This window comes from Mesorhizobium sp. B2-6-4, assembly GCF_006441495.1.
In the GTDB taxonomy this organism is placed as follows: domain Bacteria; phylum Pseudomonadota; class Alphaproteobacteria; order Rhizobiales; family Rhizobiaceae; genus Mesorhizobium.
Genome location: NZ_VFUE01000012.1, coordinates 1 through 26,960, shown reverse-complemented (window position 1 = coordinate 26,960; position 26,960 = coordinate 1). Strand labels below are relative to the sequence as shown.

At 63.4% G+C, this 26,960-nt stretch carries 31 protein-coding genes and 1 riboswitch; of the genes, 14 read left to right on the top strand and 17 right to left on the bottom strand.

Translation table 11 applies throughout. From position 1 onward, the window contains the following. Positions 1–5: 5 nt before the first annotated feature. The 7 genes from FJ426_RS17690 to FJ426_RS17660 form a co-directional block, all read right to left on the bottom strand. Complete coding sequence (locus tag FJ426_RS17690) at positions 6–1,538, bottom strand: DHA2 family efflux MFS transporter permease subunit (RefSeq protein WP_140494247.1); 1,533 nt, start codon at positions 1,536–1,538, stop codon at positions 6–8. A 310-nt stretch (positions 1,539–1,848) separates the two neighbouring features. Then, complete coding sequence (locus tag FJ426_RS17685; RefSeq protein ID WP_140560514.1) at positions 1,849–3,027, bottom strand: HlyD family secretion protein; 1,179 nt, start codon at positions 3,025–3,027, stop codon at positions 1,849–1,851. Beyond that, positions 3,024–3,503 (bottom strand): MarR family winged helix-turn-helix transcriptional regulator, encoded by a 480-nt coding sequence (locus FJ426_RS17680; RefSeq protein WP_140495025.1) that lies wholly within the window; start codon positions 3,501–3,503, stop codon positions 3,024–3,026. Before FJ426_RS17680 ends, FJ426_RS17685 begins: the two co-directional genes overlap by 4 nt. 128 nt (positions 3,504–3,631) lie before the next feature. Then, the gene (locus FJ426_RS17675; protein WP_181172756.1) at positions 3,632–4,651 is read right to left on the bottom strand and encodes an iron ABC transporter permease; all 1,020 of its coding nucleotides are present in this window, start codon (positions 4,649–4,651) and stop codon (positions 3,632–3,634) included. A gap of 8 nt (positions 4,652–4,659) precedes the next feature. Then, positions 4,660–5,607 carry an ABC transporter substrate-binding protein gene (locus FJ426_RS17670; protein WP_140521643.1) on the bottom strand — a complete coding sequence of 316 codons (948 nt, stop codon included), beginning with the start codon at positions 5,605–5,607 and terminating at the stop codon, positions 4,660–4,662. Positions 5,608–5,646: 39 nt separating this feature from the next. Next, positions 5,647–6,435: an ABC transporter ATP-binding protein gene (locus tag FJ426_RS17665; RefSeq protein WP_140560513.1), complete on the bottom strand. Its 789-nt coding sequence runs from the start codon at positions 6,433–6,435 to the stop codon at positions 5,647–5,649. Positions 6,436–6,691: 256 nt separating this feature from the next. Beyond that, a riboswitch (cobalamin riboswitch) is annotated at positions 6,692–6,901 on the bottom strand. 62 nt (positions 6,902–6,963) lie between these two features. Then, complete coding sequence (locus FJ426_RS17660; protein WP_140494255.1) at positions 6,964–7,989, bottom strand: LacI family DNA-binding transcriptional regulator; 1,026 nt, start codon at positions 7,987–7,989, stop codon at positions 6,964–6,966. 181 nt (positions 7,990–8,170) lie between these two features. On the opposite strand from FJ426_RS17660, the gene FJ426_RS17655 reads away from it, so the two are divergent. The 7 genes from FJ426_RS17655 (at position 8,171) to FJ426_RS17625 (ending at position 14,021) form a co-directional block, all read left to right on the top strand. Then, positions 8,171–9,202: a Gfo/Idh/MocA family oxidoreductase gene (locus tag FJ426_RS17655; protein ID WP_140560512.1), complete on the top strand. Its 1,032-nt coding sequence runs from the start codon at positions 8,171–8,173 to the stop codon at positions 9,200–9,202. A 2-nt stretch (positions 9,203–9,204) separates the two neighbouring features. Then, complete coding sequence (locus tag FJ426_RS17650; RefSeq protein WP_210242335.1) at positions 9,205–10,110, top strand: sugar phosphate isomerase/epimerase; 906 nt, start codon at positions 9,205–9,207, stop codon at positions 10,108–10,110. A gap of 85 nt (positions 10,111–10,195) precedes the next feature. After that, a complete protein-coding gene (locus tag FJ426_RS17645; RefSeq protein WP_140560510.1) occupies positions 10,196–11,203 on the top strand; it encodes a substrate-binding domain-containing protein in 1,008 nt (335 codons plus the stop codon). Between the two features lie 85 nt (positions 11,204–11,288). Further along, entirely contained in the window at positions 11,289–12,086 is a 798-nt protein-coding gene (locus FJ426_RS17640) for an ATP-binding cassette domain-containing protein (protein WP_140560600.1), read from the top strand. Beyond that, positions 12,083–13,126 (top strand): ABC transporter permease, encoded by a 1,044-nt coding sequence (locus FJ426_RS17635; protein ID WP_140557115.1) that lies wholly within the window; start codon positions 12,083–12,085, stop codon positions 13,124–13,126. The genes FJ426_RS17640 and FJ426_RS17635 overlap by 4 nt, the downstream gene beginning before the upstream one ends. A gap of 219 nt (positions 13,127–13,345) precedes the next feature. Beyond that, a complete protein-coding gene (locus FJ426_RS17630; protein ID WP_140515532.1) occupies positions 13,346–13,573 on the top strand; it encodes a DUF4160 domain-containing protein in 228 nt (75 codons plus the stop codon). Continuing rightward, on the top strand, positions 13,566–14,021 hold the full coding sequence (locus FJ426_RS17625) for a DUF2442 domain-containing protein (RefSeq protein ID WP_181167562.1): 456 nt from the start codon (positions 13,566–13,568) through the stop codon (positions 14,019–14,021). The genes FJ426_RS17630 and FJ426_RS17625 overlap by 8 nt, the downstream gene beginning before the upstream one ends. A gap of 140 nt (positions 14,022–14,161) precedes the next feature. On the opposite strand, the gene FJ426_RS17620 is transcribed toward FJ426_RS17625, so the two are convergent. Genes FJ426_RS17620 through FJ426_RS17610 form a run of 3 tightly spaced genes read right to left on the bottom strand, consistent with a single transcriptional unit; the run spans position 14,162 to position 17,784 of the window. Beyond that, positions 14,162–15,301 (bottom strand): DSD1 family PLP-dependent enzyme, encoded by a 1,140-nt coding sequence (locus FJ426_RS17620; RefSeq protein WP_140560509.1) that lies wholly within the window; start codon positions 15,299–15,301, stop codon positions 14,162–14,164. Beyond that, positions 15,298–16,590 carry a D-arabinono-1,4-lactone oxidase gene (locus tag FJ426_RS17615; protein WP_140560508.1) on the bottom strand — a complete coding sequence of 431 codons (1,293 nt, stop codon included), beginning with the start codon at positions 16,588–16,590 and terminating at the stop codon, positions 15,298–15,300. Before FJ426_RS17615 ends, FJ426_RS17620 begins: the two co-directional genes overlap by 4 nt. Positions 16,591–16,602: 12 nt before the next feature. After that, positions 16,603–17,784 carry an MFS transporter gene (locus FJ426_RS17610; protein ID WP_140557121.1) on the bottom strand — a complete coding sequence of 394 codons (1,182 nt, stop codon included), beginning with the start codon at positions 17,782–17,784 and terminating at the stop codon, positions 16,603–16,605. Between the two features lie 126 nt (positions 17,785–17,910). On the opposite strand from FJ426_RS17610, the gene FJ426_RS17605 reads away from it, so the two are divergent. The 3 genes from FJ426_RS17605 (at position 17,911) to groL (ending at position 20,954) form a co-directional block, all read left to right on the top strand. Further along, positions 17,911–18,537: a TetR/AcrR family transcriptional regulator gene (locus FJ426_RS17605; RefSeq protein WP_224519165.1), complete on the top strand. Its 627-nt coding sequence runs from the start codon at positions 17,911–17,913 to the stop codon at positions 18,535–18,537. A 395-nt stretch (positions 18,538–18,932) separates the two neighbouring features. Next, positions 18,933–19,229, top strand: coding sequence for a co-chaperone GroES (gene groES, locus FJ426_RS17600; RefSeq protein ID WP_006203049.1), 297 nt, complete (start codon positions 18,933–18,935; stop codon positions 19,227–19,229). A 69-nt stretch (positions 19,230–19,298) separates the two neighbouring features. Then, positions 19,299–20,954 (top strand): chaperonin GroEL, encoded by a 1,656-nt coding sequence (gene groL, locus FJ426_RS17595; RefSeq protein WP_140494274.1) that lies wholly within the window; start codon positions 19,299–19,301, stop codon positions 20,952–20,954. A gap of 100 nt (positions 20,955–21,054) precedes the next feature. On the opposite strand, the gene FJ426_RS17590 is transcribed toward groL, so the two are convergent. After that, a complete protein-coding gene (locus FJ426_RS17590) occupies positions 21,055–21,666 on the bottom strand; it encodes a TetR/AcrR family transcriptional regulator (RefSeq protein WP_140494276.1) in 612 nt (203 codons plus the stop codon). 97 nt (positions 21,667–21,763) lie between these two features. Here FJ426_RS17590 and FJ426_RS17585 point away from each other — a divergent pair, with 97 nt between their 5' ends. From FJ426_RS17585 to FJ426_RS17570, 4 genes are all read left to right on the top strand, one after another. After that, positions 21,764–22,774: an NAD(P)-dependent alcohol dehydrogenase gene (locus FJ426_RS17585; RefSeq protein WP_140494278.1), complete on the top strand. Its 1,011-nt coding sequence runs from the start codon at positions 21,764–21,766 to the stop codon at positions 22,772–22,774. 36 nt (positions 22,775–22,810) lie between these two features. Next, positions 22,811–23,257: an OsmC family protein gene (locus tag FJ426_RS17580; protein WP_140560507.1), complete on the top strand. Its 447-nt coding sequence runs from the start codon at positions 22,811–22,813 to the stop codon at positions 23,255–23,257. Positions 23,258–23,274: 17 nt separating this feature from the next. Next, a complete protein-coding gene (locus FJ426_RS17575; RefSeq protein ID WP_140494282.1) occupies positions 23,275–23,649 on the top strand; it encodes a nuclear transport factor 2 family protein in 375 nt (124 codons plus the stop codon). Between the two features lie 106 nt (positions 23,650–23,755). After that, the gene (locus FJ426_RS17570) at positions 23,756–24,034 is read left to right on the top strand and encodes a hypothetical protein (RefSeq protein ID WP_140494284.1); all 279 of its coding nucleotides are present in this window, start codon (positions 23,756–23,758) and stop codon (positions 24,032–24,034) included. Between the two features lie 100 nt (positions 24,035–24,134). Here the strand turns inward: FJ426_RS17570 and FJ426_RS17565 are convergent, their stop codons facing one another. From FJ426_RS17565 to FJ426_RS17545, 6 genes are all read right to left on the bottom strand, one after another. Next, entirely contained in the window at positions 24,135–24,746 is a 612-nt protein-coding gene (locus FJ426_RS17565) for a LysE family translocator (protein ID WP_140494286.1), read from the bottom strand. Positions 24,747–24,823: 77 nt separating this feature from the next. Further along, positions 24,824–25,207 (bottom strand): YkgJ family cysteine cluster protein, encoded by a 384-nt coding sequence (locus FJ426_RS17560; protein WP_140521623.1) that lies wholly within the window; start codon positions 25,205–25,207, stop codon positions 24,824–24,826. A 4-nt stretch (positions 25,208–25,211) separates the two neighbouring features. Further along, the gene (locus FJ426_RS31405) at positions 25,212–25,379 is read right to left on the bottom strand and encodes a hypothetical protein (RefSeq protein WP_181167560.1); all 168 of its coding nucleotides are present in this window, start codon (positions 25,377–25,379) and stop codon (positions 25,212–25,214) included. A gap of 1 nt (position 25,380) precedes the next feature. Then, entirely contained in the window at positions 25,381–25,785 is a 405-nt protein-coding gene (locus FJ426_RS17555; protein WP_140494290.1) for a hypothetical protein, read from the bottom strand. Beyond that, positions 25,785–26,012 (bottom strand): hypothetical protein, encoded by a 228-nt coding sequence (locus FJ426_RS17550; protein WP_140515521.1) that lies wholly within the window; start codon positions 26,010–26,012, stop codon positions 25,785–25,787. Before FJ426_RS17550 ends, FJ426_RS17555 begins: the two co-directional genes overlap by 1 nt. A 334-nt stretch (positions 26,013–26,346) precedes the next feature. Continuing rightward, positions 26,347–26,556, bottom strand: coding sequence for a cold-shock protein (locus FJ426_RS17545; RefSeq protein ID WP_010915421.1), 210 nt, complete (start codon positions 26,554–26,556; stop codon positions 26,347–26,349). Positions 26,557–26,960 lie beyond the last annotated feature (404 nt).

Here is a 26,960-nt window from a genome sequence, read left to right as displayed (position 1 = left end):
GAATATCAATCCATATGTGCCGCCGGCGCGCCGCCAGCCGGCGCCGTCTTCGGCTTGCGCAGCAGGATCACGAACGGAATGGCGGCCAGCGTCATTATCATCAGGATTTTGAAGTCGTTGACGTAAGAGATCATCATCGCCTGGATGTTCACCATCCTGTCGACCTGGGACAATGCCATCTGGTCGCCGCCGGCCGCCGCCGGCGAAACCGCCCACAGATTGGGGTTGAACGGATTGATAAAGGTGGAAAGCTCGGCGTGATTTATCTGTGTATTGCGCACCATGAGCACCGTCACGACCGATACGCCGATGGACGAGCCGAGGTTGCGCACAAGGCTGAACAAAGCCGTGGCATCGGTGCGGAAGCGCACGTCAAGCGTGGCGAAGGCCACCGTCGACAGCGGCACGAATACCATTCCCATTCCCAGGCCCTGGATGATGCCGGAAGTGATGATCAGCCAGTTGTCCATCTGGGGCGAGAAGCCGGCCATCGTGTAGAGCGACTGCGCGGTCAGGAGGAAGCCGATGACGACGAGGATTCTGGCGTCGACCTTGCTCATGAGCCGGCCGACGACGAGCATCGAGATCATCGTCCCCACGCCGCGCGGCCCGATCACGATGCCGATGGTGATGGTCGGATAGCCGAAGATGGTCGACAGCATCGGCGGCAGCAGCGACATGCTCGCCAGGATGAGCACGCCCATGACGAAGATGAACGCCAGCCCGGTCACGAAATTGCGGTCGAGGAAGATCTTGGGGTCGATGAAGGGATGCTCTGCCGTCATCGTGTGGATGATGAACACCCAGAAGCCGGTTATCGAAAGGCCAAGCTCGATCCAGATCTCGACCGACGAGAACCAGTCGACCTCGCCACCACGATCGAGCAGCAGCTGCAGAGCGCCGACGCCGAGCGATATCATGGCGAAGCCGAAGAAATCGAAGCTTCGCACCCGCCGCGCAATGGCCGGCAGATAAGCGGCCATGCCAAGGAAGGCGACGATGCCGACCGGCAGGTTGATAAAGAACACCCAGCGCCAGCTGAAATTCTCGGTCAGCCAGCCACCAAGCGTGGGACCCAGAATCGGCCCCAGCATGATGCCGGCGCCCCAGATGGCCATTGCCTGGCCGTGGCGTTCCTTCGGGTTGATGTCGAGCAGGAAGGTCTGCGACAGAGGCACGATCGCGGCGCCGAACACGCCTTGCATGAGCCGGAACAACACGATGGTTTCAAGGCTCCAGGCCAGACCGCACAGCATCGAGAAGATGGTGAAGCCGACCACCGCCGTCAGGAACAGTTCCTTGCGGCCGAAACGGTCCGCAAGCCAGCCGGTGACCGGCGTCATGATCGCTGCCGCCACGATGTAGGAGGTCAGCACCCAGTTGATGTTGTCGGGCGAGGCGCCGAGATCGCCGGTCATGGTCGGCAGCGCGACGTTGGCGATCGTGGTGTCGAGCGCCTGCATGATCGTCGCCAGCATGAGCGCAACCGTGATCAGGCCACGATGCGGCACTTCTTTGAAAGGTTCTGGCGTGCTCATGATGCGGAACTTCCAGCCGGTAACAAAAACGTGTACACAGGGTTTCCGGGCGGCAAAGCCTTCCGTTGAGAGACCCTCATCGCGGTGGGACGCGATTATCGATGTGGGGGTTACATCGACCGAAAGTCTCGATTGAGCGGATGCCTGCCGCCCGGAAACATGAGGACCGACGGGTCCGTGTCGAAGATTTCAGCTTTCGATCAAGCCGCGATGCGGTTTGCCCCGAAGGCTGACCCTTCCACTCCTCCCATCAGACCAATCCCCCTGCTCAGTGCGTCCACCCGCATGATCCCCGCGGGCTTCCGCTGATTTACTTCGCGACCTCGCCAGCCGTGGCGTGGCCGAAAATGCCAGGCAGGCCGCGCGCCACGCCCGTGTCGACGGTAACGGCCGCGCTCATGCCTGTGCGCAGCATCATCTTGGCGTCGGGATCGCTCAGCTCCAGGCGGACCGGAATGCGCTGGGTGACCTTGACCCAGTTGCCGGTAGCGTTCTGGGCGGGCAGAAGCGAGAAGTCCGCTCCGGTGCCGGCGCCGATAGCCTTGACGGTCGCTTCGAAGGTCCTGCCCGGATAGGTGTCGACCACGATTTCTGCCTTCTGGCCCGGCTTCATATTGGTCAGCTGTGTTTCCTTGAAATTGGCGTCGATCCAGGTATCGCCGGTCTCGACCAGCGAGAACAGCGGCGTGCCGGAGCCGACATACTGGCCGACCTTGAAGGACGCGGCCTGGTAGACGACGCCATCGGCAGGCGCCTTCACCGTGGTCTGCGCCAGGTCGTAGGCAGCCTTGTCGCGCGCTGCGAGCGCCGACATCACGGTCGGATGTTTGTCGGTCTCGATATCGGGATTGCCGCCCAGCGCCGCCTTGGCGCTGACGATGCCCTGTTGGGCGACGGCAAGCTGCTGCTTTGCCTTATCGAGATCGTTCCTGGCCTCATCGAGCGAAGACTTGGCGTTGATACCTTTCTGGGCGAGATCGGCGGCACGGTCGTATTGCGACTGGGCATAGGCAACTTCGCTGCTGGCGGATTTCTCCTGCGCCATGGCCTGGCTGTAGGCGGCGCGCAGCTGTTCGACGTTGAGCCGCGCGGCGGCCACCGCCGCGTCGGCCTGCGCAAGTGCGATCCGGTAAGGCTCGGGGTCAATGGCGAAGAGAAGATCGCCTTGCTTCACCCTCTGATTGTCCGAGATCGCAACCTGAACGATGCGGCCCGCCGTGTCCGAGGCGATCGATACCTTGGCCTGCTGCAGGTTGGCGTTCTCCGTCTCCTGGTAGCGCCCTCCAGTGACCCAGACATAGCCGCCACCAATGACCAACGCCGCCGGCAGGGCGAACATCAACAAGAAGCGGCCGAGACGGCGCTTCTTCTTTGGCACCGGCGTCGGCTCTGCCGGAGGTGTCATTGTAACAGGGGCCGCGGCCGGCTGCTGCGGCGCTTCCATTTCCACTTTGGCGGCGTTTTCGTCGACCTTGGCTACCGCGTTCATGCTGCTGCGCCTTCCGTATTCTTGACCTTGTCGCAGGACGGTGAATCGCCATCCGCGAGATTCTGTGCCATCGCATCCAATGCCCTGATCAGGACGCGGCGATCGTCTGGCGAAACGCCGGTCAGCGACTCCTCATAGACTTCGCCGGCGAGGCTCTTGACCTCCGCATACGCGGCACTTGCCTTGGGAGTTGGGAAGATCATGCGCACGCGGCGGTCGGCGGCGTCGGAGCGGCGCTCGATCCAGCCGCCCTCCTCCATCCGGTCAACCAGCCGCGAGACGCTGATCGGCTCGATTTCAAGCAGTTCGGCAAGCCGCGCCTGCGAAACGCCCGCTTCCTTGGCGACGCGAACCATCAGGCGCCATTGCGCCGAGGACAGGCCAAGGCCGCTGGCGCGCGCTTCGAAGCGCTTTCGCATCAGCCGCTGCACGTCGTGGATCAAAAATCCCAATCTGTCTACGCCTTCGGAAACCATGAGTGGCATATATAATAAGCGTGCTTATCATTCAAGTCCGGCATTGTTCCAGAAGCCGGCAAACGTGCATGGCAGCCGTGCAGCACAATCATGGCTGCGTCCGATGATCTCGGCCGCCGCGACACCCATTACAAGCGGTTGCGGATCAGCATGGTGACAACGAAGAAGGCGCCGAGCGAGCTGGTGATGATGCCGATCGGCAGTTCCTGCGGCGGCAGCAATGTGCGCGCCAGAAGGTCGCTTGCCAGCAACAGCACCGCCCCGAACAGCGCGCAACTTACGATCAGGCGCAGATGCAGCGCGCCGGCCAGCGGCCGCGACAGATGCGGGATCATGAGGCCGACGAAGCCGATGACGCCAGCGACCGAAACCAGGACCGCGGTCGAAAAAGCGGCGACCAGAAACGTCGTCCGTCGCATTCGCGCCACCGGCACGCCAAGACTTTCGGCGGCATTTTCGCCGGCCAGGAAAGCGTCCAGCCGGCGATGATTCCACAGCCCGTACGCCGCAATCGTGCCGGCCCCAAGCGCACCCAGCCAGATATTGTCCCACCGCGCAAGGCCGAGCCCGCCCATCGTCCAGAACAGCACCGAATGGGCGGCGCGCTGGTCACCGGCAAAGACCAGGTAATTGGTCAATGCGGTGAACATGAAGGAGACCGCAAGTCCGGCGAGGATCAGCCGTTCGGGGCCTTGTCCCCTCACCCGCGCAACCAGCAAAAGCACAACGCAAGCCGCCAGAATACCGCCGGTGAACGCAGCGATCGGTAGCGTCCAGATCCCGAAACTGTCGCCGAAGACGGTGATGACGGAGACAGCGCCGGCGGCGGCTCCCGACGAGAGGCCGAACAGGAACGGATCGGCAAGATCGTTGCGCGTCACCGTCTGTAACAGCGCGCCGACCACGCCCAGGCCGCCGCCGACACAGATGGCCAGGATTATGCGCGGCAATCTGAGGTCGACGACGATCCTGCCGACCGGGCCGGACACGTCATGCCCCTTCAATCCGATCGCATGGCCAAGTGCTGCAACGACGTCGCCCAACGGAATCATCGTCGAGCCATAGGCGATCGACAGCAGCGCGAACGCGGCGATTGCCAACGCCGCCGCCGTCATGGCCAATAGGAATGCCTTGTGCCGCAAAGTCATGTTCCCGGTTAAAACGCTTCCGGATGCATCGCCCTGGCAATCTTGCCGATCGCGTCGATATTGGCCGGCCCGGGTGTCAGTTCGGCATAGCGAAGCGCCACGAAGCGTTCGTTCCTGACCGCGTCCGTCTCCTTCATTGCCGGATGCGCTTTCAGGAAATCGAGCAGCTTCCGGTAGCCGCCGCCATCCTGATAGTCGAGCAGGATGAGGAATTGCGGATTGCGCGAGGCCACCGTCTCCCAATCCGTGTTGCCCCAGCTGGTGTCCATGTCGGCCATGATGTTGTCGCCGCCGGCCGCGGAAATCATGGCGTTGGGAATGGCGAACTTGCCTGATGTGAACGGCTTGTCCTCGCCGGAATCATAGAGGAACACGCGCGTTCCCCTGCGGGCGCCGACCTTGGCCGTGATTTCGGCGAGCTGCGCCTTCCAGCCGGAGACGAGCTTATCCGCTTCGGCCTCCTTGCCGAAGATCTTGCCCAGCTTCTCGACATCGCCATAGAGCAGGTCCATCGAAGCGGCGGGGCGGTTCTTGTCGAGATGGACGCAGCTTTCCGTCAGCACCAGGGTCTTGATGCCGTGTTGCGCCAGCGTATCGGGCGTCACCTCGCCGCCCGGCTTCATGCCGTAGTACCAACCGGCGAAGAAGAAGTCGGGCTCGACAGCGACCAGGTTTTCCAGCGTCGGATATTTGGGCGCCAGTTCCGGGATCGAGCCTTGCTCGGCCTTGAATTCGGGGCCGACCTTGTACCATCCGGTGATGCCGGTCAGGCCGACGATCGACGGCTGCAGCTTCAGGGCGAAGGCCATCTCGGCCATGTTGAGATCGTGAATGACAGCGCGCTTTGGAGGCGCGTCGAAGGTCAGCGACTTGCCGCAGCTGTCGACCGTCACCGGAAAGGCGAAGGCCGTAGAGGCCAGCAGGGAGAAGGCAAGAGATACGGCAAGGCGTTTCACGGATGTTGCTCCTTCGTTGCACGGGAATTGGATCTGCGCTCACGAAGATGGCGCGGCACGGTTCGGAACCTCGAACACCGTCAGCTCGCGGTCCTCCATCGGGTGGCGCAACCTAAAGACGTCGACACCGAAGATCTCGCGGATCAGCTGCTGAGTGAGTGCTTCGCGTGGCGGCGCCAGCACATGCAACCGGCCATGGCTCATCACCGCGACCCTGGTGGCGAAAGGCGTCACCAGCGCCAGATCGTGCAGCACCGCGATCACGGTCATGCCGAGGCCTGCAACCAGTTCGAGCAACTCGCTGCGCGCCCGCGGGTCGAGATGGTTGGTCGGCTCGTCGAGGAACAGGATCTTCGGCTCCTGTGCGATGGCGCGGGCAAGCTGGGCGCGCTGGCGCTCGCCGCCCGACAGCGAGCCGATGGTGCGGCCAAGCAGCGGCAACAGCCCGGTCCGGCGCAGCGCCTCGACGACAATGTCGCGTTCCTCGCTCCTGTGCCTGCGGCCGGTATGCGGAACCCGGCCGAGCTCGACATAATCGATCACCGCCAGCCGTGGATCCGGTTGATCGGTCTGGCCGACGACGGCGATGTGCAGCGCCCGCTCGGCGGTCGAAATCCTGTCCAGCAGGCGCCCGGTGAGCTTCACTTCGCCCGAACTCGGCCGCAGCATGCCCGACAGCATGCGCAGCAATGTCGTCTTGCCGGCGCCGTTGGGACCGATGATGGCGAGACGGTCGCCCGCCGCCACCGAAAGGCTGACCGGATGCACCAGATGCAGGCCATCCGCCGCCGCGGCCAGGTCGCGGGCCTCGAGAAGCGGCGCGGTCATGGGCAATTCCTTGCAGGGCCTGCCGGAATACGGGCCAGCGTCTTGCTTGCCAATCCTGCCGGACGCTGGCCTGAATTCACCTCGGTGGCGATATCGCGGCAAAGCGTGCACACGATGATGCGATGCATGGGAATGCAGTGAATGCGATCGATGGAGCCGTCCAACTTCCGTCACTTTCAAAAATGGCGACGGAAGGAAGCTGGCTTGAACCGGTCGACAAGACCGAACCCCGCGTCTCCTCCCGGCACACCCCGTCCGGTCAACTCATGCAGATGGCAGGTCTCCTGGCTCGCGGGTCGTTGCGCCATCCTGCCTTCCCAGCCTTGCCGGCCAGTGGCTTCTCGGATTTTGCTCGCCGCTTACAGTTGCGGGGGCAGCCATGGCTTCGACCCGAAAATCGGGCCTCACCATGTTCCCTTTTCACCCCTCGCCTTGCGGCGCGGGGACCATCACGAGTCGCAGCCTAGGATGCAGGCAGCGTCAAGGCAAGGTCGATGTATGTTCTGTTATAACAATACAATCGTCTGGTCAATCGCTATCGCGCGCCACCAGTTCCAGCGGCCAGACCTCGCGAATGATCTCTGGCCCTTTCGCGCCGGCGAAAGCCGGGAGCGAGGCGAGCAGGATTTCGCCGAGGCGCCGCCCCATCGGATCCAGGCTCGGGCGAAAGCCGGTCAGCGCCGGCGAGAAATAACGGCAGAGCGGCGTGTCGACGATGACGATCACCGCGACATCCTGCCCGGGCTTGATCCCCATTTCGGCGAGCGCTTTGCAGCCGCCGAGCGCCATCGAGTCGTTGTTGAAGATAATCGCGGTCGGCGGATCCTTCGACCGCATGACTTGCGGTGTCACCGCGTAGCCACCGGCTTCGTTGATAAAACCGTCCACAATCAGGCCGGGATCGACTTCGATGCCGTGCCGCCGCAGCGCCTTGCAATAACCCTCCAGAAACAGATAACCGAAATTCAGGTCAAGCGACGGCCGGATGGCGGCGATGCGGCGGTGGCCGCGCGCAACCAGCCGGTCGACCGCATCGGCGCCCGCCTTCTCGAAATCCAGATCCAGAGAGGGATAGCTGTCGTCGCCGGACCGGCTTCGGCCGAGCGTCGCGAAGGGAAAGCCGGCCTTGCTCAGATAGTCGATGCGATCGTCCTCGCGCCGCGTCCAGGCCAGTACGACGGCATCGGCACGACGCGTCTCGACGACGCGGCGCAGCCGCTCCTGCTGATAATCCGCCGGCGCGCCCATGACGATGATCAGGTCCAGCCCGCACTCGGCCAATGTCGCTTGCAGTCCGGTGAGGAACGGAATGAAGAACGGCTCGCCATACTGCTGGTCGCCCGGATGCGGCTGCAGCATGAAAGCCACGGCATGGGTGGTGCCGCGGCGTAGGTTCCTGCCCGAGTGGTTCGGTGAATAATTGAGCTTCCGGGCCGCCTCGAGCACGCGCTGGCGTGTCTCGGCGTTCACGTCGGCGCGCCCGTTAAGCGCGCGCGAGACCGTACCGATCGAAATGTTCAGGTGCCGTGCAAGATCGTGAATGCTGGACGCCAAGGCCTCCCCCTCCTGCTTCTGGCTAGCACCAGCCGGTCTTGCGGCCAAGGCGTTTCAGAGCCGACGGTACAAATCCGATTGACAATATACGCCATCGGGTGTGTCATCGTAAACGTTTACGGAAGCTATTTACGGACTGCCGTGGGTGCCAGCCAGGAGGGGTTGGCCGGAGGAGCGCTGGATGATGCACGTCGTCCTGGTCGGGTGCGGAGCCATGAGCAAATCCTGGCTCGAGGCCATCAGCCAATCCCCTGCCGTCAAGATCGTCGGTCTCGTCGACCTCGACGCCGACAGGGCGCGCCAGCGGGCACGCGAATACGACCTCGCCGGGGTCGCGATCGGGACCGATCTCGACGTCGTTCTCTCCCAGACCAGACCCGATGCGGTGTTCGACGTGGTCGTGCCTGCCGCCCGTCGCGCCGTGGCGAATTCGGCCTTTGCCCATGGCTGTCATCTGTTGACGGAAAAGCCGCTGGCCGACAGCCCGGACAATGCGCGCGCCATCATCGACGATGCGCGGCGCGCGCGACGCGTCCATGCCGTGGTGCAGAACCGCCGCTACGTCGCCAACGTCCGGCGCATCCGGCGCTTCCTCGGCTCCGGCGCCATCGGCGCTGCGACCAGCATCCATGCCGATTTTTTCATTGCGCCGCATTTCGGCGGTTTCCGCGAAGGCATGCGCCATGTGCTGCTGCTCGACATGGCGATCCATACATTCGACGCCGCCCGCTACATGGTCGATGGCGAGCCGACCGAAGTGTATTGCCGGGAATGGGAGCCGTCCAATTCCTGGTACCGGCAGGGATCGTCGGCAAGCGCCACCTTCGAGCTTGGCCAGGGCAAGATGTTCACCTATCGCGGCAGTTGGTGCGCCGACGGTTTCCGCACCAGTTGGGAAGGCAGTTGGCGCATCGTCGGCGAACGCGGCAGCCTGACCTGGGATGGTCATGACGAGTTGAAGGCCGAAGCCGTGCTGCCGGAACGCGAAGGCCTCCTCGACAAGGTCGTGCCGGTAGCGGTGCCGCCGCTCGACCCTGCCGACCGCATCGGCGGGCATCTCGGCGTCATGGAAGATTTCGTCCGCGCCGTGGAAACCGGCACCGAGCCGGAGACGCGCGGCGCCGACAATATCAAGAGCCTGGCCATGGTTTTCGCGGCGATCGAAAGCGCCGAGACCGGGCGCCGGATCGAAATCCCCAGGCAGGAAGGATGACCATGGCGGACCCGCTTCTCGACATCAGGATCGGCACCATGGTGCGGGCCAATCTCGAAGATCCGGCCGCCTATGTCAGGCAGATCCTGCCGCTCGGTTTCGAGAGCGTCCAGCCCTTCTTCTGGCAGACGCTGGGCGGCAAGGACCTAGGGCGGCTCGCCGGCGAGATCCGCGACGCCATCGGCGATGCCGATGTCAGCGTCAGCTCGATCGGCGTGTTCGGCAATCCACTCGAGAGCGGCGACACCGACCGCGGCGTGCTCAAGGCCTGGGAAACGGTGATCGACAGCGCGCATCTGTTCGGCACCAATCTGGTCAGCGGTTTTACCGGCCGCATCCGCGGCAAGCAGCTGACCGACAGCCTGCCGCGCTACCGCGAAGTCTGGGGCGAATTGGCCAAACGCGCGGCCGACAAGGGCGTGCGCATCGCCTTCGAGAATTGCGCCATGGATGGCAACTGGGCCGCCGGCGACTGGAACATCGCCCATAATCCGGACGCCTGGGAGCTGATGTTCAACGAATTGCCGGATGAGAATCTGGGTCTGGAATGGGAGCCCTGCCATCAGTTGGTCTATCTGATCGACCCGATCCCGCAGATCCGCAAATGGGCGCCGCGCATCTTCCATATCCACGGCAAGGACGCGACGGTGCGCTGGGATGTCATACGCGAGCACGGCGTCTTCGGCCGCCTGCCCTTCGTGCAGATGCGCACGCCCGGCTTCGGCGACAGCGACTGGACGCGGGTGATCAGCGAATTGCGGCTGGCCGGCTATCGCGGCGCCATCGACATCGAAGGCTGGCACGACCCGGTCTATCGCGACGACCTCGAGATGACAGGCCAGGTCCGCGCGCTGGAATACCTCCAGCAATGCAGGGGAGGCGTCAGCTACCTGCCGAACCCGACGTGAGGATTGGCCGGCGGGAGGAGCCGGCCGCGATTGCCGAAGCAGATGTCGAAACCCTCGCTCGCGAGGACAAAAGGGAGGAACGTGCATGAGCATCGCCAAGAGAACGACACTTCTGCGCACGACTGTCGTGGCGGCCGCCACGGCGCTCGCCGCCGCCATCTCCACCTTGCCGGCACAGGCGCTCGACGCGCAATGGTGCAAGGACGTCCACATCCGTTTCTTCGTCGGCGGCGCCGAGGGCGACGCCTTCGGCACCATTGTCTACAATGGCGCCAGGCAGGCGGCGGCCGACCTCGGACCGAAGGTCGACTACATCTTCTCAGGCTGGGACATCGAGAAGATGGTCCAGCAGCTGCGCGAGGCGGTCGCCGTCAAGCCCAACGGTATTGCCATGATGGGCCACCCCGGCGACGCCGCCATCATGCCGCTGGCCGAACAGGCGCATAAGGACGGCATCAAGATGATGTACCAGAACGTGCCGGTGCCGACGGTGGTGGCGGCCTTCGGCGGGGGCTATGTCGGCGCGCAGCAGGAACAGCAGGGCCGCGCGCTCGGCGCGGAAGCCTTCAAGCTGGCCAAGCTCAAGGCCGGTGACAAGGCGATCATGATCGGCCCGTTCGAGAATGAGAGCCGCGGCGCCCGCGAGCGTGGGACCGTCTCCGCCTTGAAAGAGGCCGGCATCGATGTCGTTCAAATCAATTCCGCAACCGAATGGGCGGCCGATCCGAATCTGGCGATCCCGGTGATCACCGCCGCCTTGCTCAACAACCCCGGCGTAAAGGCCGTCGGCTACCCCGGCGGACAGATGCTCGGCAACGTCCAGACCTATATGACGGCGGCGGGCCGGAAGCCGGGCGACATCTTCAATTTCGGCTTCGACACCAGCCCGCAGATCGTCGAGGCCTTCAAGGGCGGCTGGGTGCAGCTGACCGCCGATCAGCAGCCGTTCATGCAGGGCTATCTGCCGATCCTCAGCCTCTGCCAGCAAGTGGTGCTGGGGCTGGCACCGATGAATGTCGATACCGGCGCCGGCTTCGTCACGCCTGAGAATTACAAGATCGTCGCCGAACTGGCCAAGCAGGCACTGCGCTGACCTCCCAAGCCGCCGGCCGGGGGCTCAGGCCCGGCCGGCGGGACCGCCGGCGAGGCCCGGCATGCGACAAGCAAGCGAGGACCCGATGGCCGAACGCATCATCGAACTGCGCGACATCACGAAATCCTACGGCCAGGTTTACGCGCTTGGCGGGGTCAATCTCAGCGTCGACCGCGGCGAGGTGGTCGGACTGATCGGCGACAATGGCGCCGGCAAGTCGACGCTGATCAAGATCCTCGCCGGCGCGGTCAAGCCGACCAACGGCGAGATCCTCGTTCGCGGCAAGCCGGTCACCGGCTGGAACGCGGCGCGCTCGCGCGACGCCGGCATCGAGACCGTGTTCCAGGACCGGGCGCTGGCCGTGCAGCAGACCATCGTGCGCAATATCTTCATGGGACGCGAACTCACCGGCTTCCTCGGCTGGCTGAAAGTCGGCACCGAAATCAGGGAGGCGAGCCGGCTTATGCGCGAGATCGGCTTCACTTCGAAAGTGTTCACGCCGCAGTCCGTCGTCGGCCAGCTTTCCGGCGGCGAGCGCCAGGGCGTGGCGATCGCGCGCGCCATCTACAAGCAGGCCGACCTGATCATCCTCGACGAGCCGACAACGGCTCTGTCGCTGACCGAAACCGCCAAGGTCTTCCACTTCGTGCGCCAGGTGCGGGCGAGCGGGCGCTCGATCCTGTTCATCGGCCACAACATCCACCATGTCTTCGACATCGCCGACCGTTTCGTCGTGCTCGATCGTGGCACTGTGGCGCTGCAGGCCGACAAGCGCGACATCAAGTCGGCCGACACGCTCGTCAATTTCATGGAAGACCTCGCGCATCCCGGCGGACTGCCCGGCTTGGGCGAAGCCCAGCGCGCGGAGGACACAAGGCCATGAGCAACATCGCCGAGCCCAATCGCCAGGCTCCCTCGCCCCATACCGAAATGGGCGAAGCGGCGTGGAAGCACCCGTCGGATCATTTGCTGCGCGGCTTCGTTCTCGACAATCGCGCGGCGCTGGGCACGCTCGGCGTTTTCGTGGTGATGATGGTCGCCTTCACCATCGCCAATCCGACGGTGTTCACCACCTGGTTCCTCTACAGCTCGGTGCTGACCACGCTGCCGGTGGCGCTGTTCGTGGTCGTGCCGCTGGTCTTTGTCGTTACCGCCGGCGAAATCGACCTGTCGTTTCCGGCGACGATGGGTTTTGCCTCCTGGGTTTTCGCGCTGGTCGTTCAGGCCGGCTACGATCCCTTCCTCGGCATCGTCGCAGCACTCGCCACCGGCATGCTGCTCGGCTTCCTGGTCGGCGTGCTGGTCGTCTATGGCAGCCTGTCGTCGCTGATCGCCACGCTCGGCATGAACTTCCTGCTGCGCGGGCTGATCCAGATCATCAACGAAGGCAAGTCGACCGCGCTGCCGACGCTCGGGCAAAGCTGGACCTATACGATCTTCTCCAGCCAGGTTTACGGGATTCCGGTACAGATCCTGTGGGCGCTCGCCTTCGTCGTGTTCGCCGCGCTGCTCTACAACCGCCACCGCTTCGGCGCGCAGGTGAAGGTGGTCGGCGACAATCCCGACAGCGCCCAGCAGATGGGCATCGACGTCAAGCGGGTGAAGGTCAAGGTGTTCGTCTTCGTCGGTATCGGGGCCGCGATCGGCGGCACCTTCTCGACGATGATCAACTTCACCTGGTGGCCAACCGCCGGCGACGGCTATCTGTTGCCGGTGCTGGCTTCGGTGTTCGTCGGCGGCACGCCGACCTGGGGCGGCATCGGTACCGTGCTTGGCGGCGCTATCGGCGCGCTGACGGTGGCGTTCATCCAGACCGGCGTCGTCGCTGCCGGCCTCAGCGGCTTCTATGTGCAGTTCTTCAACGGGCTGATCATCATCCTGTCGCTGCTTGGCCACCGCTGGAACCAGGCGCGCTACCGCTGAAACGCTACCCAAGGCCGGCCGTTCGGCGCGACCGTCCGAGCTCAATCCGGTAGCTACAACGGCGGCCGCGCGGACGAGAACGCAGGGCCGGGGTCGTCGATTTACGTCACGCGCAATATCGATCAAACTGATGAAATGCGACGCTTTGGGTGCACCCAGTGCACTTTCGCTTGATTTAGTGCACCCTCTGCATTAAATTTGGCGCGATGGAACAGCCACATGCCCACTTTGAAGGTTCTCGACGGCATCAAGATTCAGGTCTTTGCGGATGACCATAACCCGCCTCACTTTCACGCGTTGAAGGGTGAGTATGAAGTCCTGATCAGGATTGGCTCATGGAACGTGTTGCGTGGCCAAATGCATCGCAAAGACCTCGATGCCGTAATCGCTTGGGCTAACTCGCATGAAGAGGAGTTGCGCAATGAATGGACCCGCCTCAATGGTTGACGACATCGTAACAGTCGGCAATCCGCTCCCCAGGATCGCCTCGGTCACCATGATTGATGGCCGCCGCGTGCGCATCACCTGGCGAGACGGCCGCTCCAATACGGTTGACCTGAATCCAGTATTGAATAGCCATCGACACTTCATTCCGCTTCGCGACAATGACGAGCTGTTTGGAACCATGCGGGTTAACGAAGACGGCAATGCAATCGAGTGGGACGGGGGAGTCGAGTTGACAGCCGAATGGATCGATACCCTGCCCTCAATTGGTATGGAGAACCGGGAATTCCGCCATATCATGGACGATCTGCTGAAATTCTCGCTTGAGGGGATGGCGCTCCAGTTGGAAATCTCCAGGCGCCAAATTGCCAACTATAGAGGATCGACACCGATCCCCAATTCAATCGCGTTGGCTACTCGATATCTCGCCGAGAAGGCCGGTCAACGATGACCCCGTCTGGAGGCGGATAGGCTCGCTGACTGTTCCAAGCATGCGGCTGCTGGCCGCCAGCGCATCGTGGCTTTGGGTTGACGGTCGGTCTGTTACATCGAAGCGTCTGGTTTGGCCTCATCATAACGAGGCACCATGCCCTACCCCATTGGCAGCGCGGGCCAGCGGTCCACGAGCCTGTCGCCCGAAAAGACCGCGATCGATCCGAACTGCTGCAGCACCGCCTCGCTTTGCGTCGGACGCAGGAAGGCGTAGTCGCCTGACCTGGTGGTGGCATCGCCGGGCAGGCCCATGAACTGCTGGTTCGAGGAAAGGCCAAGCAGGCCATTGGTCTCCATGCCTTCGGGAAACACCGGTTCGGCCATCCATTTGCCGCCATAGAGATAGCAGCCCTTGCGCGGAAACCGGCCGATCGTCTGCAGCAGGCGGGTGACCGCCGGCGGGCCGGGCAGCATCGGCTCGACCACCTTGAGGATAGGCGTGGCGATGAAGGCCGCGGGCTGGAAGCCGTCGAGGCCGGGCGTATCGAAATCCCCGGGCAGCACGAAGGCCGACCCGATCGACACTTCGTTGGCCATGCCGCCACGATGAAGCAACGCGGTCTTCGAGCCGCCGATGTTCAGCGTTCGGTGCTGGTCCTCGCCGAGAGCCGCGATGAATGCCGCGGCCCGCTGCGACGCCTCTGCCAGCGCCTTTTGGGGACCGCCGAACAGACCGGGAATGTGCGGCGCGTGCGCCTCGTAGGCCATGACGCCTTCGCAGCGCAGCCGGGCGGGCAGCGCGTTCAATGCCTTCGACAGCGCGCGCGGTTCCGCGAACCCGCCCCGATGCAGCCCGACATCGATCTCGAAAGCGATGCGCAACCCGACGTCGAGTTCGGCGGCCAGAGCGCCGTATTCCGCCAGTCTCTCTTCGCTGTCGATCAGCCAGCAGACGCGCGACCAGTCGGCGGTGCCGCTTGAAATCGCTTGCCTTGCCGCGCCGACCGGCATCGGCTTGCCATAGAGCATGTCGGCATCGGGAAAAGCGTCGAGCACGGCCCTTGTGATCGGCGGATGAAACGTCATGAAGCGATGGGTGCCGAGCGCCTCGGCGATGTGCGAAAGCAGCGGCAGGCAAGCAAGCGACTTGTCGACCAGCCGCATGGCAAGGCCGGGCGCCAGTCTCTGCTTCACCAGGTCGATGTTGCGGTCCAGCCGGTCGCGGTCGAGCACCAGACAAGGCTGAAAGACGCCGGCCGCCCTCAACGCATCCGACAGCGTGGTGAAATAGCCGCTCATCGACCGATGCCGAACAGGCCGGCCATGTAGGGCGAGACGAAACGGTTCTCGGGATCGATGTCTCGCCGAACAGCCATCGCATCATCCCAGCGCGGATAGAGCTTTTTGAAATCCGCCGCCTTCAGGCTGTGCATCTTGCCCCAATGCGGCCGGCCGCCATGCCTGCGAAAGATCGGCTCGGCCGCCCGCATGAAGGGCTCAGGGTCGTTGGCGGCATCGTGGTGAATGGCGATCGAGCAGGTCAGACGCTTGTAGAAGGGCGAAAGCCAGAACATGTCGGGTGCCACCGAGCGCACCTCCATCGGAAAATAGACTTCCGGAAAGTGCTTCTCGGTCAGCTCGATGATCTGCGTGATCACCTTCGGCCCCTCCTCGAAAGGCAGATGATACTCCATCTCGTTGAACTTGGTCTGGCGGTCGCTGGCATAGACGTTGAGCCAGTCCTGCACATAATCCTCGGCCGGCACCTTCTTCACGGCGCCGCGGATCAAAGAGCGGCGCAGCCATGGCAGCCGGCGCAGCGCCCTGCTCAGCTTGCGTAGCGTCGCCAGGCCGGCCTCGTCGTGCTCGGTAGGCCTGGTGGTCGGGTTCGCGTCGCTGAGGTCGCTGGCGATGAACTGCGCGTAGCCGGAAAACGGGATGTAGTAGAATTCGGCCGACCGGTGCGCGGCCATCATCGTCTCGAAATCGCGCAGCATGTCGGCGATCGGCAGCACCCACTTGCGGCGGCGCAGCCGGTAGGTCGCGATGTTGTTCAGCGTGACTTCGCTCAAGATGCCGAAGGCGCCGAGAGCGACCCCCATCGCATGGATCATATCCTGGTCGCGGGTCCGATCGAATTCGCGCAACTCGCCCCGCCCGTCCACGATCTGCACCGTCTCCAACTGGGTGTGATAAGCGCCCAGCGTCAGCCCGGAACCATGGGTGGCGGTGCCCAGCGCGCCGCCGATCGCCTGGCGGTCGATGTCGCCCATATTTGGCAGGCCCTGGCCGATGCCGTGCAGCATGTGCATTAGCGGGCCGAGCCGGGTCCCTGCCCGCACCCGCGCGCGATGGCTTTGTATATCGTGCGAGACCAGCCCCTCGATCTTCTCCAGGGAAACGATCGAGCCTTGCGATGCCACCAGCGCCGTGAAGGAGTGGCCAGCACCCGCCACCCGCAGCGGCCCAGGTGCCGTGCGCACCAGATCGGCAAGCTCGCCGGCGTCGGTTGGAGTGGCGATCAGCTTCGGCTCGGCGCGCACGAAGCCCGACCAGTTGCTCCAGTTCCGCGCGGTGATCGTCGACATCCAGCCGTCCCGTCAGACGCGCCGACGGCGCATAGTGGCCACGAACAGGCCAAGCAGGGCCACGCTGGCAAACGCGCTTGCCGCGGCGAATTCCGGCACGGGCCGGAAATCCTTGCCATTGATGAGCAGCGACGCCGCCACCGGCCCGATCGCCAAGCCGAAGAGCTGTGCGGCCGGCACCAGCAGCACGGCGGTACGCGTCTCGTCGGCCGTGATCGCCAGCCGGATCTGATAGGGTACGATGAACAACAGGATGAAGCCCATGACCAAGGCGGCGATCCAGAATGTCGTCAGGCCAGGTGCGCTGGCAAGAACAAGGGAGGAGACCAGCGCGACGGCACCGATGGCCGTAATGGCAATGCGGTAATCGATGCGCGCCTCGAACACGGTCGCCGTCATCGCGCCCAGGACCTGCGTCGCCAGGCTGGCCGAGACGATCAGACCGACGGTCCAGCTATCAATCCCATATTGCGCACCGAGCGGTTCCAGGAAGGCCCAGATCGCGCCGAAGAACATGAAGTAGCAGAAGACCGACAATAGCGCGGTGATCGACGGAACCGTCAGCACATTGGCCAGGTTCTCCCCTTTCGGCAGGTCGGCGTAGTCACCGGGTACGGTGAAAGCGGCCGCCAGCGAGACGACGCAGACGACGGCAAGCACGATGAAGCCGCCGGACGACCCCGCCTCGGGAATGACATAGAGTGCCAAAAGCAGAGCGAGCGCACATTGCGCCAGGGTCTGCAGCGTCACGAAATAGCCGCCGATGCGCTCCGCCCGGCGCGAACGGGCGATCAGTTCAGTGGCGATCGCGACCAGGCCGCCCTCAGCCAGCCCGGCGATGGCGCGGGCGGCGATCAGCGCATTGGCGCTTGCGGCATGGGCGGTCCATACATTCGCCAGGGCCAGCAGGATCAAAAGGACGGCGCTTTTCCAGCGCATGTTGCGCGCGGAAAGCAGCATCGCCACCACGGCTGAACCGATGGCGATTGCGATCATCTCCGCCGTGGCGACCAGCGCCAGTTCATCGCCGCTGACATGGCCCTCGGTGTAGAGCGCGCCAAGCAGCACGGGCTGAAGCCCGAGGATCAGCAGCCCGACCGAGCCGATCCATAATGCGGAGCCGAGCTCGACGCCGGTCGGGTTGCCGACCAGCCAATCGCCATTTTCCGCTTGTACGGCTTGCGTCGCAGTCACGAGGCGCCTCCCAACGTCCTTGCAGTGCGATAAAAAAGCTGACAACTTGTCAGCACTACGAAACTGATACTTGATCATGTTTCTTGTCAACCGGGAATTTTGAAGCTCTCGCGAGAGATTGGGCGCATGGCAGAAGCAAGCCGGATGGCGACGGCGCCGAGGCGCAGGCCCAAGCAGGAGCGGAGCCGCGAACGCATCGACGCGATCCTTTCGACGACCATGCGGCTGATCGGCGAAAAAGGCATCGACGCGGTGACGATGAAGGAAGTGGGCGCACTGGCGGGCGGACCGATCGCCACCGTCTACCATTATTTCCCCAACAAATCGGCGATCCTGGCGATGCTCTATGAGCGCTTCTCGGAGGAAAGCCGCGCACGCTTCGGCGAGATCATCGCCGAAATAAGTGGGCTTGAGGACGTGACGGCTGCCGCGGACCGCATGATCGAGGACTATTACCGGCGCGTGGCCGACGACCCGGCCATCCAGGATCTGCAGAACGCGATACAGGCTGACAAGGCGCTGCAGAACCTCGACATTGCTGAGACAAGGCACCAGGCCAAGATGTTCTGCGACCACGTCGCTCCGATGCTGCGGCCCGACCGGCGCGAAGACTTCGCGCGCGTGGTGTTCCTGATCTTCCAGCTTGCCGGCGGCGTCGTGCGGCTAGCGCTGACGCAGGACGAGAAGGAAGGCCGGCGCACGATCGACGACTACAGGTCCATCATCCACACGCAGCTGAGACTGTTTCTATAGTTTTCGGCGGCGGCTTTCGCGCCCCTCTCTCCCGTGACATCAACACCTCTTGCGTATCGAAGTGTCGGGCGGCAGGATCTCTGACCGGTAGCGGCGGAGCACCCCTCCGCGCCTTGTTTCGCCGTCGATTGCGGGAGGAACCGGCGCATTTCGCATGAAAGGCCAGCGGCAACTGGCACGTTCTGCGAGCGGGCTTTCGCGGAAAACAAAATTTCGCGCCGCTGCCCGCTCGCGCGCGCCTTGACTCTCGCCAGCCAGCAGCCTATTTCACCGCCACGTTAGCACTCGCCCTGGGTGAGTGCTAACCACAGGTCCGGTACCGCCGGGCTTTGTAGATTGTCCGGCTTCGCCGGACGGAGGAACTGTTTCTCACCGTTCTCATCGAGGAAGAAAACATGGCAAAGTCGAAGTTCCGCCCGCTTCATGACCGCGTGGTCGTACGCCGGGTCGAATCCGAATCCAAGACCGCCGGCGGGATCATCATCCCCGACACGGCGAAGGAAAAGCCGCAGGAAGGCGAGATCATCGCCGTCGGCTCCGGCGCCCGCGACGAAGCTGGCAAGCTCGTGCCCCTGGACGTCAAGGCTGGCGACCGCATCCTGTTCGGCAAGTGGTCGGGCACCGAAGTCAAGCTCAATGGCGAAGACCTTCTGATCATGAAGGAATCCGACATTATGGGCATCATCGGCTGAATATCGGCCTTCCCATCAACTGAATCTTAAATCTTCGGGCTCGATCCGAGCCCCTGCCAGGAGTTGAACATGGCTGCCAAAGACGTAAAATTCTCCCGCGACGCCCGTGAGCGCATGCTGCGCGGCGTCAACATCCTCGCCGACGCGGTGAAGGTCACGCTCGGCCCCAAGGGCCGCAACGTCGTCATCGACAAGTCGTTCGGCGCACCGCGCATCACCAAGGACGGCGTCACCGTCGCCAAGGAAATCGAACTTGAGGACAAGTTCGAGAACATGGGCGCGCAGATGGTCCGCGAAGTCGCTTCGAAGACCAACGACATCGCCGGCGACGGCACCACGACCGCGACCGTTCTGGCGCAGTCGATCGTCCAGGAAGGCCACAAGGCGGTTGCCGCCGGCATGAACCCGATGGACCTGAAGCGCGGCATCGACCTGGCCGTGACCGAAGTGGTCGCAGCTCTCGGCAAGGCCGCCAAGAAGATCAAGACCTCCGAGGAAGTCGCCCAGGTCGGCACCATCTCGGCCAATGGCGACGAGTCGGTCGGCAAGATGATCGCGGAAGCGATGCAGAAGGTCGGCAACGAAGGCGTCATCACCGTCGAGGAAGCCAAGACCGCCGAGACCGAGCTGGAAGTCGTCGAAGGCATGCAGTTCGACCGCGGCTATCTCTCGCCCTACTTCGTCACCAACCCCGATAAGATGGTTGCCGATCTCGAGGACGCCTACATCCTGCTCCACGAGAAGAAGCTCTCCAACCTGCAGGCCATGCTGCCGGTCCTGGAAGCGGTCGTGCAGACCTCCAAGCCGCTGCTCATCATCTCGGAAGACGTCGAAGGCGAGGCCCTGGCCACGCTGGTCGTCAACAAGCTGCGCGGTGGCCTGAAGATCGCCGCCGTCAAGGCTCCGGGCTTCGGTGACCGCCGCAAGGCCATGCTGGAAGACATCGCCATCCTCACCGGTGGCCAGGTCATCTCCGAAGACCTCGGCATCAAGCTCGAGAATGTCGGCCTCAACATGCTCGGCCGCGCCAAGAAGGTGTCGATCTCGAAGGAGAACACCACCATCGTCGACGGCGCCGGCAAGAAGGCCGAGATCCAGGGCCGCGTTGCCCAGATCAAGCAGCAGATCGAGGAGACCACCTCGGACTACGACAAGGAGAAGCTGCAGGAACGCCTGGCCAAGCTCGCCGGCGGTGTTGCCGTGATCCGCGTCGGCGGTGCGACCGAAGTGGAAGTGAAGGAAAAGAAGGACCGCGTCGATGACGCCCTCAACGCGACCCGCGCGGCCGTGGAAGAAGGCATCGTTGCCGGCGGTGGCGTGGCCCTGCTGCGCGCTTCGGGCAACCTCAAGGCCACCGGCGTCAACTCCGACCAGGCCGCCGGCATCAACATCGTGCGCCGCGCGCTGCAGGCTCCGGCCCGTCAGATCGCTGCCAACGCCGGTGCGGAAGCATCGATCGTTGCTGGCAAGATCCTTGAGAACAAGGGCGCGACCTTCGGCTACAACGCCCAGACCGGCGAATATGGCGACATGATCGCCATGGGTATCGTCGATCCGGTCAAGGTCGTGCGTACGGCTCTCCAGGACGCGGCCTCGGTCGCCGGCCTGCTGGTCACCACCGAAGCCATGATCGCGGAGGCTCCGAAGAAGGAGTCGGCTGGCGGCGGCATGCCTGGCGGCATGGGCGGCGGCGGCATGGGCGGTATGGGCGGCATGGACTTCTAATCCAGCCATCTGCTTTATGCATGTGGAAAGGGCGGCAGCGATGCCGCCCTTTTCTTTGCACATTCAGGCCTTGCTTCAGCGTAGTCGGTTGGAACCAGCGTCAGACAGCAGTGCTCTCCGCTTGCCGCGTCGCCTTGCCGGCGAGGACTGCCTGCTCGATCAGGGTAGCCACCTCATCGGCCACGACGTTGATCGATGAGCGATCGCGGGTGGCGCGGGCAATCACCATCAGGCCTTCCAGCGAGGACTCGACCAACAGCGCCAGCGCCCGTGCGCGGCGCTCGACCACCCCTGCCCTGACAAACGCCTGGCGCAGCAGGCCGATCCACTGCTCGAAAGCGGAGCGGCAGATTTCCTCCAAGTCCGGCACGTCGTTCGGCGCATCGAGCACGACCGGCGCGATCGGGCAGCCGAGCGAGAATTCGTTGTCCTCCAGCATGCGAGCGACCGACTGGTAAATGTGGTGAACGGCAACCGCCGGATCGCTTTCCGCCGCCAGCTCGGCGCCAAGCCTCTCAGTCACCTCGGCCACGCTGGCGCGCGTCACTTCGACGACCAGCTGATCCTTGCCACCGGGAAAGTGGAAATAGAGCGAGCCGCGCGGGGCGCCGCTGGCGCTCAGTATGTCATTGAGCGAAGTGCCGTGATAGCCGCGCCGCCTGAGCAGCAATCCGGTCGTTTCGAGTATGCGGGCTCTCGTATCGTTGGCCATGTCAACCTCTGTCAGGAGAGATCCTTATAAGCCTTGCCAGAAATATGACAACTGGTCTACATAATATGTAGATCAGTCTATATAATCGAGAGCCGAAATGCGCAGCTATCGTCTTGAGGGTTTGGGCGGAACCGAATGTCTGGTGATGCGGGAAGAGGTGCGACCGGAGCCAAGTCCCCAGGAGATCGTGGTGCGGGTGCGCGCCACCTCGCTCAACCGACGCGATACGATGATCCTCAATGGCACCTACCCCCTGACACCGCGCCGCGGGATCGTTCCGCTCAGCGACGGCGCCGGCGAGGTCGTCGCCATCGGCGATGATGTCACACGCTTTGCCGTCGGCGACCGTGTCACCGGCAGCTATTTCGCCCGCTGGATCGATGGCCGCATCAATGCCGGACTGATCGACCAGCTCGGCTGCACGCTGGATGGCATGCTCGGCGAGTACGCCGTGCTTGACGAGCAATGGGCGGTGCGAGTTCCCGAGCATCTCGACTGGCGCGAGGCGGCAACGCTGAGCTGCGCCGGCCTGACAGCCTGGAACGCACTGACCGGGGCGGAGATTCCCAAGCCCGGCCAATGGGTTCTAGTCATAGGCTCGGGCGGCGTCTCGCTGTTCGCGTTGCAGTTCGCCAAGCTGCTCGGCTGCCGCGTCGTCGCCGTCACCTCTCGCGCCGAGAAGGTCGGCAAGCTGCGGGCGATGGGGGCCGACCTCGTCGTCTCCTCGACCGACATGCCGGAATGGGGGGCGATGGTGCGTGGCGAGACCGGCGGTATCGACCTTACCGTCGAAACCGGCGGCCCGCCGACCTTCGCGCAGTCGCTGATCGCCAGCGCGCTTTACGGGCGCATCGTGCTGCTCACCATTCAGGATGCGAAGGGCGCAACGGTGCAGATCCCGGGCGCCGTCTATCAGCGCAGCCTCGTCACAATCGGCCGTCTGTTCGTCGGCAGCCGCGCAAACCTCGAAACGATGCTCAACGCCGTCTCGGCGCACCGGTTGAGACCGGTCATCGACAAGGTCTTCCCCTTCGCCGAGGCCCGCGACGCCTACCGCTATTTCCAGCAAGGCGACGTGTTCGGGAAGGTCGTCATCGACGGAGCCTGATCTTTCATATCGATCGAACCAGAAGGGAGAACAGCAATGACAATTCGTGAAGCTTCGGCCGAGTGGCAAGGCACGCTGAGGGAAGGTTCAGGCCGGCTGCGGCTCGGCAGTGGTGTGTTCGAAGGCGCCTATTCCTTTCCGTCGCGTTTCGAGAACGGCCCCGGCACCAACCCGGAAGAACTGATTGCGGCCGCGCATGCCGGCTGCTTCTCGATGGCGCTGACCTTCATCCTTGGCCAGGGAGGTCATATTCCCCGGGACATCCGCACCATCGCCAGGGTGCACCTCGGAGCGACGGAGGCCGGGCCGACCATCACCCGCATCGACCTTGAAACGGCGGTGGACGTCGCGGGGCTCGCCGAAGACCAGTTCGAGCGCCTTGCCCAGTCCGCCAAGGCGAGCTGTCTCGTTTCGCGCGCGCTGGCCGGCGTGGCCCAGATCAACCTCAAGGCGACCCTCGTGGGTACCGCCGCGCAACAATGAATCAGGAGAAGTACGAGATGAGCAGCATCATGGACGGTCATCCAGAGTCGCGGCGGACAGCCGAGATCATGCGGCGCTTCAACGATGTGTTCCAGTTGCACGATCCGTCGGCGCTTGCCGAGTTGGTGGGCGAGGACTGCGTGATTGAAAACACCGTGCCGGCACCGGACGGTGCGCGCCATGCCGGCAAGGCGGCCTGCGTCGGGCTATGGACGGCGATCGCGACCCAGCCCGGCACGCGCTTCGACATCGAGGAGACCTTCGTCGCCGGCGAGCGGGCGACGATCCGCTGGCGCTACTGGATGGCGGACGGCAATTCGCTGCGCGGCGTCAATCTGATGCGCGTCGAGGGCGGGCGGATCGTCGAGGCGATGGGCTACGTCAAGGGATAGGCCGGCTTCACCATATGAGTTACTCCTAATACACATCGGTTTGTGCTAGGAATAGAGTCCGACCGCCATTCGACGATCGAGAAAGACCATAGGGAGGACTAATGTCATGAACATCAGAACCGCCTGCTTTGGAGCACTCGCGTTGACCGTTCTCAGCGGCACGGCACTTGCCGGAGCGCTCGACTCGCCCAAGATGATGGAACCGTTCTTCACCGATGCGAGCATGAAGACGATGAAATCCGACGCCGAGATGAAAGCCGCCTGGGCAAAAATGTCCAAGGACGACCAAGCCATGATGATGAAGGAATGTCAGGATGCGGCGATGAGCAAGCCGTATGCCCCGTTCTGCGAAAAATTGAAGGCGCTCGGCGGCGCGAACAAATGATTGCCGGCTAGTCCGGAGTTGAAGAACAAAAGAAGGCGGGCCAAGGCTCGCCTTCTCATTGTTCGGCATCGATTTCGTGCCAAGGCGAGGCGAACGAATTCTACCTGTCCGCCAGCGCAAGCTTGGCGCCGAGCATGACGAAAGCGCCGGCGAACGTGCGGCGCATCCAGGTCAGCACCCTCGGCCGCGACGCGACATGGCTGCGGATCGAGGCGGCGAAGATGCCATAGCCGACGAAGATGACGAAGGTCAAAAGCATGAAGACGCTGCTCAGTTCCAGCATCTTCGACAGCGCGTGCGGCTCGGTCGTGCTGACGAACTGCGGCAGGAAGGCAAAGAAGAAGATCGACAGCTTCGGGTTGAGCACATTGACGAGGATGCCTCTCGCAATCACCTTGCCGGTGGAGCGCGGCGCGACATTGTCCTCGACGTTCAGACCACCCCTCTCCTTCAGCGTGTTCCAGGCCATGTAAAGGAGGTAGGCGACGCCCAGATATTTCAGCGTCTCGAAGGCGACCGCGCTGGTGTGCAGGAGCGCGGCGAGGCCGGTGATGGCGGCAGCCATATGCGGGATGATGCCGAGCGTGCAGCCGAAAGCGGCGACGATTGAGGCGCGGGCGCCGCGGGAAAGCCCGGCGCTCAGCGTGTAGAGGACGCCGGTGCCGGGCGAAGCCACCACGATCAGCGACGTCAACAAGAATTCGATGCTCACGATTTGGTCCTCCGCTGTGCTGCCCGGCGGGCAGCGTAGCAGCGAAATCCCCGCGCACAAGCCGCGGCGCCGTCAGATCAGAGGACAGGCAGCCCGTGCGCCCGACGCGCCATCAGGCAATCCTCGTCGCCGGGCATGCAGGCGCGGCAGACATCCGGGCGCAGCTCGTAGATGCCGCAAGCGGTTGCCTTGCCCACTTCGCCACAGAGGGCCGAACAGCGCGGGCCCTCGCAACGCATACCCGACAGATCGGTCGCGACATACTTGTCCGGGATACGGTCGAGGTGCGCGTCGTCCTCGGTGGAAAAGCGCGGCCACTCGGCCGAGTAGGAGCAACAGGCGCCGCAGCTCTGGCAATCAAATGCCGGGACGGTGCCTCGTTGCGACGATGAAAGGCTGGCTGCGGCCACCGGGTTGAACAGCCCCTGCGCAGCAGGATTGCGGTCGGCGTCTTGCGGCAAGGCGCTATTTCTTCTTGCCTGCCTTGCGCGACGGCGCCTCGGCCGGCGACTTGAATAGATCGGTCGCGGCCTCGGCAGCTGCATCGGCCTTCGGCGCGGCAGCCGGCTTGACTGGCTTTGCAGCGGCGGCGGGCGCCGGCGGTTGGTCCTTGGCGGAGAATTTTATGGCCATCTCAGTCCTCGTCGGCGAAGCGCGATGGTGCGCGCGGACTGCGCAAACGGCCGATCAGGGCCGAAACCGCCGTTATGTTCATTTCCTCAGGCGACCAGTTCCTCGCCTCCGCGATGTGATGCGGCGCCAGTTCGCGATGCGTGCTGCCGCTGTAGGCGGCGTCCTGATGGGTCACCGGCTCGCGGGTCTTGGCGTCTTGGCGGACATATTCGATCAAATAGTTCGGGCACTCGGCGCGGCCCCGCACGCCGACGCGCACCTGTGCATCGCCATGGACGCGCTTGCAGCGTTCGAGTTTTTCCAGCACACGCCGGACATATTCGACTGGCTTGTCCAATGTTTCGACCATATCGGCGATGGTCGCATCAGCGGCGATTGGTGTCGCCGGCACACGCTTCGTCGCCATCAGCGTCTTCCGGCCCGTTTCGGCAACGCCGCCTGTGCGGCCGCCGCAGCCATTTCATCTGCCTCTTTTTCCAGGCGCAGTTCGCGCAAACGCGCGGTCTTGGCTTCACGCGCCTGGGTAAGGGCATCGCGTTCGGAAATGATGCGGTTGAGCGACATCGACTGGGTTTGCGTCTTGCTGAACAAGGGCACTGCCTGATCAGCAGCTGTTTTCGAATTGGCGGTCAAAATCTTTCTCCTGTCAGGAGTCTCGTGCCGATAGGGCAAGACCGGTCTTCAGTCAGGACCCACGCACAAAAGCATTGGGGCGGCGGATTCAACTTGCTGGAGCGTCCCTTAGCACGTTCAGGCCGACGCGCAGCGCATTTTCGGCGGCGAGACCCACAAAGTGAAAAAGGCCAGGCACCGCCTGACCTTCCATGAGAGCGTCGCGCATCCAGTGGATGCACAGGACGCTCCGGCACGCAGCGTGCGAAAACTCAGGTTTCCGCCGCCATGCGCCCGAATTCGCCATTCACCAGTGCCAGTACATCCGTGGTCACCGGGAAGGCTGAATCCTTTTTCAGGCCGCCTTCAACTGGTCGGCCGACATCTTGCCGGACTTGTTGTCGCGGACCATCTCGTAGCCGAGCTTCTGGCCCTCGACGATGTCACGCATGCCGGCGCGCTCTACGGCCGAGATGTGGACGAAAACGTCGGCAGAGCCGTCGTCAGGCTGAATAAAACCAAAACCTTTGGTGGCGTTGAACCATTTAACTGTGCCGGTGCTCATGACGAACCCTTTCCATGGCAAATACTCGTTCGCCGTCATGCGGATGCACAACGTCGTTTGTCTCGATTTTTGATGTGGGAAGTTCGTCAAAGGCGCGCTGCAAAGCGCGGATAACAAAAGTCAGTCAACAAATATCGACAAAGGTCTTGTAAGCTATTTAAACGGCCATGTCAATTCTTGGCTCACCCGTGTCGTAAGCACATGAGTTGTCCGGATTAGGTAGCACGTGAGTTGTCCGGTTTTATCGCCAGCGGATGGAGGCTGGGGATGAAGCGGACGGCATGGCTACAGGACCGGAGAATGCAAAAGTTTCGGGACGTATTGAGCCGCTGGAATGGCGGCGATCTTTCGATGATGGAGGCAGGGGAGTTGCTTGGCATGTCGGAGCGGCAATTCCGACGCTA